This is a genomic window from Methylobacterium bullatum, assembly GCF_014845095.1.
Classification (GTDB): Bacteria; Pseudomonadota; Alphaproteobacteria; order Rhizobiales; family Beijerinckiaceae; genus Methylobacterium; species Methylobacterium bullatum.
The window spans coordinates 1-2,392 of record NZ_NKUG01000141.1 but is presented as its reverse complement, the minus strand read 5'-3'; the positions used below and the strand labels follow the sequence as shown (position 1 = coordinate 2,392).

Here is a 2,392-nt window from a genome sequence, read left to right as displayed (position 1 = left end):
TTCGCGTTTGCGACAGGCCCCACGAGGCCCGTTCCGAGTAGCGGATCGGTCGAGCGCCATGCGGTGAGGGAATGCAGGCATCCGGTCTATCGGACGCGGATCAGAAGCTAATTTCCGTAACGCCGTTTAATCGTTGACGCCTATATTTTCTGGCGTTACGAATAATGCATGGCGATCACATTCGACCCCGCGAAGAGAGACAGGGCCTTGGCCGAGCGGGGCCTGGATTTCGACGCCGCCGCTGACGTGTTCGCCGGCCGCGTCCTGCAATTCGAGGACAACCGGCAGGACTACGGTGAGGTCCGCTTCGTGTCGGTTGGAGAACTCGCGGGCCGCATGGTCGTCGTCGTCTGGACCCCGCGTGGCGCGGATCGCCACATCATTTCGATGAGGAAGGCCAATGACCGCGAGCAAGCGAAATACGCCCCTCTCCTCCGCTGAGGGGATCGGCGCGACCGACCTCGCCAAGGTCGACGCCCACGAGATCACCGCCGAGGAATACGAGGAAATCCCCGAACTGACGGACGAGATGATGGCGCGCGCCGACCTCTACGAGGGCGGCGAGCTGATCCGACGCGGACGCGGGCGCCCGAAGGTCGAGAACCCCAAGCGACAGGTGACGATGCGCCTGGATGCCGACCTGATCGAGACCATGCGGGCCAGCGGCCCCGGCTGGCAGGTTCGGGCGAACGAAGCCTTGCGCGAGAGGTTCAAGGCTTAGGGCGAGTGATCCGAAGCCCGGTCTTCCTCCGATTGAGGATCAGGCCGACCGCCGCGAGCTTGCCGGCAAACGCGGACAGCCCGTCGCGGAGATGATCCACATCGCGCCAGCCGGCCGCCAGGACGGATTCCGGCATGTGTCGGCCCGGAGGCGACAGGATCGCCAGGGTGTGCGCCAGGACCGGCGAGACGCCGATCCCGCCGCCGGGGCCGGTCAACATCAACGGCGCGACGTGCACGCCGAACAGTCGGCCGGCCGGGGAACGTGATGCGTGTCAGACCTGCGCTTCGAGCGCAGCGGCCTCGCATATGCCGACCAGCGGCGAATGCGGGCAAGGACTTTAAGCGACTTGGGAGCTTTGGCCAAACAGGGAGCGTTCGGCCAAGTGGTGTGACGGGCTTACGCGACCAGGAAATCGAGGTGAGTAAGCGCCACCTTGTCGTAGTTGTCGATGACGGCGAACTTGATGGCCTTGGCGGCGCTGCCCCTGCCATCCGCGTCGTAGGATAGGACACCAGTATCGTGGTCGTAGAGGATGCGGTCGTCCGCATCGACTTTGGCGCCCGTGACGGCAAGATCCTTGAACGCGGATTCCGCAAGACTGCCGGCCGAGAGCGCCGCGAAGATGCTCTTTGAGAGCTGGATCGTATCGTTCACGGCCGAGAAATCGGTGAGGTGATCGATATTGGTGGAGCTGAGCTTCGTACTAAAAACGAATGTATCCCTGCCGGCCAGACCCGTCAGTAAATCCGCACCAAGGCCGCCGTCGAGATGGTTGTTGCCCGTAGTCCCTTTAAGCGCGTTACCAAGGTCATTGCCGGTGGCATTGAGGTTTTTGGTGCCGGTGAGCGTCAAGTTCTCCACGTAAGAGTCTGCGAGGGAGTAGGACACTGACGCCTTGACAATATCGGTCCCGCTGGCACCGCTAACCTCTATGGCTTTGTCACCGATTGCGTCGACGATGTAGGTGTCCGAACCTTCCCCACCGATCATCGTATCGGCGCCGGCCTTTCCGTCGAGGATATTATTGGCCTCGTTACCAATCAGGACGTTGGCAAGACCGTTTCCGACACCCTTGATCGCGCTGCCGCCAACGAGTGTGAGGTTCTCGACATTGTTCGCGAGTACGTGGCTGACCGTAGCCATCACAGTGTCAGTTCCATAGCGAACGGCGGCGGTGTCGGCAGTCTCAACAGTTTGGTCTTTCACGTGATCGACGACGTAGGTGTCGTTGCCCTTGCCGCCACGCATGACATCGGCACCGGTGCCACCAATAAGAACGTCGTTCCCTGCCTCCCCCGAAAGAGTGTCGGCCCCTGCTGAGCCGAGTAAGACGTCGTCGGAATTGGAACCCGACATGATCTGTCCACCCGGCACGGTACCATCATTGTCGAGGATCACTGCTGTGGCGGCGGACTTCCCCAGCAGCGCGTTGGAGCTCGGATTGTAGAGGCCGAGGACGAAGGATTCGGAGGGTTCTGCCTTCATATCGTCGGTGATGGCGACCCGCACGGTCTTCAGGGTCTCACCGGGGGCGAAGGTCAGAACGCCGATGCCGGAGGCGTAATCATCATAGGCATTCGCGGTTTTTGTCTCCCAGTTGACGGAGACCGCCGTGGTAGCCGGAGCCGAGAGCCTGACGACGAACTCGGCATAGCCCGTGCTCTCTCC

4 protein-coding genes are annotated in these 2,392 nt (G+C 62.0%); 2 read left to right on the top strand and 2 right to left on the bottom strand.

Features of this window, described 5'->3' with window-relative positions:
- Positions 1-168: 168 nt before the first annotated feature.
- Both MBTS_RS18745 and MBTS_RS18740 read left to right on the top strand, forming a co-directional pair.
- Positions 169-441: a BrnT family toxin gene (locus MBTS_RS18745; RefSeq protein WP_192216222.1), complete on the top strand. Its 273-nt coding sequence runs from the start codon at positions 169-171 to the stop codon at positions 439-441.
- Positions 401-721, top strand: a complete 321-nt coding sequence (locus MBTS_RS18740; protein ID WP_192216221.1) for a BrnA antitoxin family protein — start codon at positions 401-403, stop codon at positions 719-721. Before MBTS_RS18745 ends, MBTS_RS18740 begins: the two co-directional genes overlap by 41 nt.
- Here the strand turns inward: MBTS_RS18740 and MBTS_RS18735 are convergent.
- Positions 711-941, bottom strand: a complete 231-nt coding sequence (locus MBTS_RS18735) for a hypothetical protein (protein ID WP_192216220.1) — start codon at positions 939-941, stop codon at positions 711-713. The two genes, MBTS_RS18740 and MBTS_RS18735, sit on opposite strands and share 11 nt — an antisense overlap.
- A 179-nt stretch (positions 942-1,120) precedes the next feature.
- Positions 1,121-2,392: Calx-beta domain-containing protein (locus MBTS_RS18730; protein ID WP_280529942.1), on the bottom strand; the 1,272-nt coding region annotated here is incomplete at its 5' end.